This window comes from Bacillus sp. GMa5/1 (assembly GCF_050172015.1).
GTDB classification, from domain to species: domain Bacteria; phylum Bacillota; class Bacilli; order Bacillales; family Bacillaceae_G; genus Bacillus_A; species Bacillus_A cereus.
Genome location: NZ_JBNLYC010000233.1, coordinates 1 through 5,305 on the forward strand (window position 1 = coordinate 1; position 5,305 = coordinate 5,305).

Here is a 5,305-nt window from a genome sequence, read left to right on the forward strand (position 1 = left end):
AACTTTGTGAAATCCATAAAAGGATGATGAATAGAATAAATAAGTTCTCCACCTGGCTTCAATACACGACGAAATTCTTGAAATACTTGATTCCAATTTTCTATATAATGAAGAGTTAATGAACTTACAATCACATCATACGTATTATCTTCAAATGGCAATGTTTCTTGCAGATCATGACAAAGGAACGTCGCTTCTTCTCCTATATTTTCTTTTGCTGCTTTTACCATTTCAGGACTTACATCAATTGCTGTAACATTTGCTCCTCTTCCTATGAATTGAGAAGTATACCATCCAGCTGCACATCCAGCATCTAATATCTTTTTTCCTTCTAGTTCCTTTGGAATAAGCTCCATCATCGCCGGTCTTTCATAATAACTGTTATATGGATTTGCGAAATCTAGATTTTCTTTATATGTACTCGCTAATTTATCATACGTATCTTTAATCGAATCTTTCATTACACACACTCCTAATACATATTAATCCATTAACTCCTGCTGCTTTTTCTTTGAAAATGATTGTAGTACTAAATCATACGACCAATCAATCATTTTATTAATTTGCTCCTGCTCTATACCCTTATGAATATAAACGGTATTCCAATGTTTTTTATTCATATGATACCCTGGAATAATTGTTTCTGGATAATCTTCTCTTATTCTTAATGCGACTTCTGGATTACACTTCAATGTAATCGCAGCCTTTTCACCTTCTTCATGATTTACTATCGCAAATATTTTATTATTAAGCCTCATACATGTTGCACTCCAGCCATCTGGAGAATCTTCTGTCGCTTTTCTTTTCGATAAACAGTACGCTCTTGTTGCATTCATTTTAATTGGCACCTCTTATTCTTTCCCTGTTTGATTACGATGCATCACAATTTGCTTCGTTGCTTGAAATTGCTGCTCACCGTAAAACTTTATTAGCTTCTCTCCGCAAAATAGACTAACAATATCAATATGAGATATTTCTCGAAGTAATATTGTAAGCATTTTCTCTCCAATACCTTTATTTCTTACATTCTCATGTACGACAACATCTTCAATGTATGCTCGAAAAACACCATCAGAAACGACTCTAGCAAATCCAACTAATTCATTTTCTTCCCATACTCCAATGGCTATACTATTCTTTAACATTTTTTCAATATCGACTTCTTTTCTTTCTGGCCACCAACCGACAGAATCATAAAGCTTCTTAATTTTTTCTGCACAGATTGTTTGTTCTTGTTGCAATTTATACGTGTACATATGCTTTCTCCCATCAATCAGTATACATAATATTATTATAATCTCTTTTCAAAAAAGTGCTGACTATGACCTTTTGGATGATCTTCAACGATACCATACTCTCGGTAACCGTGCTTTTTATAAAATTCTGGCGCTTGAAAACTAAATGAATCTAGCAATATTAATCTGCACCCTTTTTCCTTCGCAATTTCTTCAATTTTATGTAACAGTTGACTACCATAACCGTCATGACGAACTGATTTATCAACCCATAAAAAGTCGATATGAAGATGATAAAAATACATCGTACCTGTTACACCACCAAATATTTTTCCTTCTTCATTTTTTACTACGAGGCTTACTTTTTCCATCGGCTGTTTTACTTCATCTGTTAAGATGGACATATTATATTGAATGACTTTATTTTTAATGTATTCTCCTTCAATACGTGTACCGTTCTCTATATGTTTCATATACATTGCTTCCTTTCAACTTAGTAAGCTACATTTTATTTTTCCCCTTTAAAATACTAATCAAAACGAATCCACCATATGTAACAAAGCATGAAAAGCCAATTATCCCTGGTACAGAGACATAGCCTACCCTTATGTAATTTATAACTGCAAAACAAGCGATAGACAATAAAATAGATGGCCAAAATATAACAGCTATTTTTCTTCGCCCTCGTTTCGATGTACTTTCTCTTCAGAAACACGTGTGCCAAAAAGCAATACAATACAAATAAGGATCGCTGCAAAGTAAATTGTATCTAATGACAAATTGTGATCATATAGGGCGATTCCAACTTCAAGAGCAATAATCGTTAAAATTAAAATAATGATTGTTAAAGTCTTTAAGTTTCTTTTCAATCGCTCACTCCTAGCATGCTTTCACTATATTCTTTGTATATGTACTTTAAAACTACTGCAAAAGCTTCATCTACCTCTTTATTTTCACGGCGATTCGGTAAATCTTTTCCCCCAATCACATAAAGAAGTGGAAATTCGTTAAACATTCCTATTATACCAATATTTATTGTAGCTGTGAGTAATCCACCTGTCATATGAGTTATATGATAATATGGAATTTCTTCATACTCTCCTTGCTGTCTTACCATGCCGCTAATAATTGGTTCCCATAATTCTGGTTCTGATTTATAACCTTGAAAGGTTTGTATGAAAAGGGCAAGAACTTCACTTAATTCTCCAACATTTTTCTCATCTCTAGCATTCTCTTGTATATGAATTTTTGAAAAGTACGTTTGTGCGTACATTTTCACAGCATCCCATCCACCACAGTGCATTACAACTGACTGTGCAACGTAACTATCATGACAAGCAATCATTACCTCTACCGCTTGACTAAGTGTTAAAGAAGTTCTTCCTTGTAAATGCGGATATAACTGCGCACTATCTTCATGTGGATTAAATTTAATGTAATGAAGTATATCATTCCAATTATGTTTATTTTCCTTCACCATTTGCGTTACTACAAATCCAATGACTAATTTTGCTGCTGATGCTAACGGAATATTTAATTCACTATTATACGAAGCAACTATACGATTATTTTTTGTAGAATAAATTTCCATTCCCACATAATTAGATTGTACCTCTTTTATTTTATTTATAACAGTTTCCATTTCTATCCCTCTTTTTATATCGTTATATTAACTTCTAATATTTCAACATTGAATGTAAAAAACCTTTTCATTAGCTATTAAAATAAGAAAAAGGTAGCATGAATTTTTTCTTGCTACCGAAAAATATTTATTCTTCTATAGGATTTTCAGGACCGTTAAGTTCCAGCTGATAAAAAGCTAAATCTAGCCATTTATTAAACTTATAACCAGCTTTTTTTATTGTTCCTGCATGAACAAATCCATAGTTTTGATGCAAGGCAATACTTTTCTCATTCTCTGCATCAATTCCAGCAATTAAGGTCATATACTCTCTTTCCTTTGCAATTTTGATTAATTCTTTCATTAATGAAGACCCAATGCCATTTTTTCTATATGCCTTATCTACATACACAGAATGTTCAACTGAATATTTATAAGCAGGCCACGCTCTAAATGGGCCGAATGTCGCAAATCCTACTACTTTATTATCTAATTCATATACGATAATTGGATACTCTTCAGCCTTTTTTTGTTCATACCAATCTATTCTATTTTCAAGGGTTACAGGTTTATACGCATATACAGCTGTTGTATAAAGTATCGCATCGTTATAAATATCTAAAATGTATGCTAAATCTTTTTTCGTTGCTTCCCTTATCATTATTTTCTTCCTTTCATCATGTTCACCTTATTTTACTATCTTTTTAATAGTTTTATTTTATCGAAATTTCCGATTTTTATCTACATACGAATACTAGCTTTTCGGAAACCATCAAATATATTTATTGCAGCAGATAACATGTAGAAGAAAATTCCTCCCCCAATGAGCCACGTTTTAAACTCCTCTGAGGAAATAGTAAATGCATTTGCCAAATACGTAATAAACCCTGCGTTAAATACATGTGGATTTACTACAATTACAATGAATACTATCGTCCCAGCTATTTGAAGAATAGCATTCCCAATCGCCAATCTTTGCGTCCATTGTCCCTGCACTAATTTATAAAGGGATATACATATTTCAAAAACGATCATAATTACAACGATTGGCCAGTACTGCAATAAAACATCTTGATTAAAAGTTGGCGAGACAAACTTCAGTCCATTTGCCGTACCGTTATATACGCCAACAAGATAATTCGCATAAAAGTAAAGTGTAGCCCAAACTGCTGTCCACATTAAACCTCCAAAAACTTCAAACTTCGAGATTGCTTTTTTCTTTGGGATATACGAGATGTTTTTCAAATCATCTGGTGTCCATTTTTTTAAACTTGTCGTCAACGGCTCGATACCTTTGTCTTTATCTGTTCTTTCTAAAATAACAAACACAACTGTCAACCAGAAAAATACATGGAGGCCCACTTCAAAAATTCCCCCAATGCCTTTACCTATCAATTGTAAAATAACATTTAATACCGCTTGATCACCACTATAGCCTATAAAATTTTCTGCAACCATTGATATGAGTGCAATGACAGCTGCGATTGGTATAATCATTTTTAACAACGTTGTATATACATCAAAATAACGTGGTCCAATTAAATGCATCGGTCTATCCAAATAACCATTAGCCAATGAAACCGGACTCCCCAATTTTTCGAGAACGCTCTTTACATCTTTCTCATTATAATCTTCAGGTAACATATCATCTATAGTTGACCTTAGTTCAAGTGTAATATCTTCACGATTTTTTTCAGGTAATCTCTTCGCAACCTCTTGGATATAGAGATCAATTAAATTCATTCTCTTCCTCCTCCTTTAATAAGTTATAAAGTTCTTTCGAATCCTTTATCCATTCTTTTTTCAACTGCAAAAATATTTCTAATCCATAATCACTTAAAACATAATACTTACGAGGTCTACTCTCCGTTTTATCCCAACTACTCGTCACTAATTCCTGCTTTTCTAATCGGCGAAGTAGTGGATATAAAGTACTTTGATCAATTGTAACCCCTGATTGCTCTAATAACTGGACAAGTGAATATCCGTACTGCGGCGTTCTTAATTGACTTAAAACAGCTAACGTTAATGTCCCTCTTCTTAACTCAGTAATTAACGAATTTAATAAAGTATCCATTCACTCACCTCATTTCCATTACTATATGTCATACAGTATGTGTTTTATACTATGTATCGTACAGTATTAATGTAACAAAAACTATAATTTTTTACCAAAAAACAGATAATGAACAGCGCAAATTATATGATTTGTGCTTTTTTAGCTAAGTTATATATAACACTCTATAAGGTAACAACCTTAACTACTAATTTTGAAGTTCCAGTAATGCTATATTAAGTTACAAATATCGTATACATATGATGTGAACATAACATCTCACTATAGGAAGCTATAAAAACGGTGAATTACCATGCTTGAATAATTCCCGTTTTCAGCACCTAATCAACGTTATTTCCTTCATAAACTTCATCTTGTTCAAAATCTTTATTT

8 protein-coding genes and 1 pseudogene are annotated in these 5,305 nt (G+C 32.7%); all 9 read right to left on the reverse strand.

What is annotated here, in order from left to right; translation table 11 throughout:
- Positions 1 to 461: class I SAM-dependent methyltransferase (locus ACQGSG_RS26165; protein WP_426948372.1), on the reverse strand; the 461-nt coding region annotated here is incomplete at its 3' end.
- Positions 462 to 482: 21 nt separating this feature from the next.
- On the reverse strand, positions 483 to 836 hold the full coding sequence (locus ACQGSG_RS26170) for an MmcQ/YjbR family DNA-binding protein (protein ID WP_000994626.1): 354 nt from the start codon (positions 834 to 836) through the stop codon (positions 483 to 485).
- 15 nt (positions 837 to 851) lie between these two features.
- Positions 852 to 1,256, reverse strand: coding sequence for a GNAT family N-acetyltransferase (locus ACQGSG_RS26175; protein WP_325843132.1), 405 nt, complete (start codon positions 1,254 to 1,256; stop codon positions 852 to 854).
- 35 nt (positions 1,257 to 1,291) lie between these two features.
- Positions 1,292 to 1,708 carry a GNAT family N-acetyltransferase gene (locus ACQGSG_RS26180; protein ID WP_000680418.1) on the reverse strand — a complete coding sequence of 139 codons (417 nt, stop codon included), beginning with the start codon at positions 1,706 to 1,708 and terminating at the stop codon, positions 1,292 to 1,294.
- A gap of 28 nt (positions 1,709 to 1,736) precedes the next feature.
- Positions 1,737 to 2,104, reverse strand: a pseudogene (locus tag ACQGSG_RS26185) (hypothetical protein).
- A complete protein-coding gene (locus ACQGSG_RS26190; protein ID WP_000450758.1) occupies positions 2,101 to 2,877 on the reverse strand; it encodes a serine hydrolase in 777 nt (258 codons plus the stop codon). Before ACQGSG_RS26190 ends, ACQGSG_RS26185 begins: the two are co-directional and overlap by 4 nt.
- Positions 2,878 to 3,004: 127 nt before the next feature.
- A complete protein-coding gene (locus ACQGSG_RS26195; protein ID WP_000617511.1) occupies positions 3,005 to 3,517 on the reverse strand; it encodes a GNAT family N-acetyltransferase in 513 nt (170 codons plus the stop codon).
- Positions 3,518 to 3,597: 80 nt separating this feature from the next.
- The gene (locus ACQGSG_RS26200; RefSeq protein ID WP_001048881.1) at positions 3,598 to 4,599 is read right to left on the reverse strand and encodes an HAAS signaling domain-containing protein; all 1,002 of its coding nucleotides are present in this window, start codon (positions 4,597 to 4,599) and stop codon (positions 3,598 to 3,600) included.
- Entirely contained in the window at positions 4,586 to 4,933 is a 348-nt protein-coding gene (locus ACQGSG_RS26205) for a PadR family transcriptional regulator (protein ID WP_000380301.1), read from the reverse strand. The genes ACQGSG_RS26200 and ACQGSG_RS26205 overlap by 14 nt, the downstream gene beginning before the upstream one ends.
- Positions 4,934 to 5,305 lie beyond the last annotated feature (372 nt).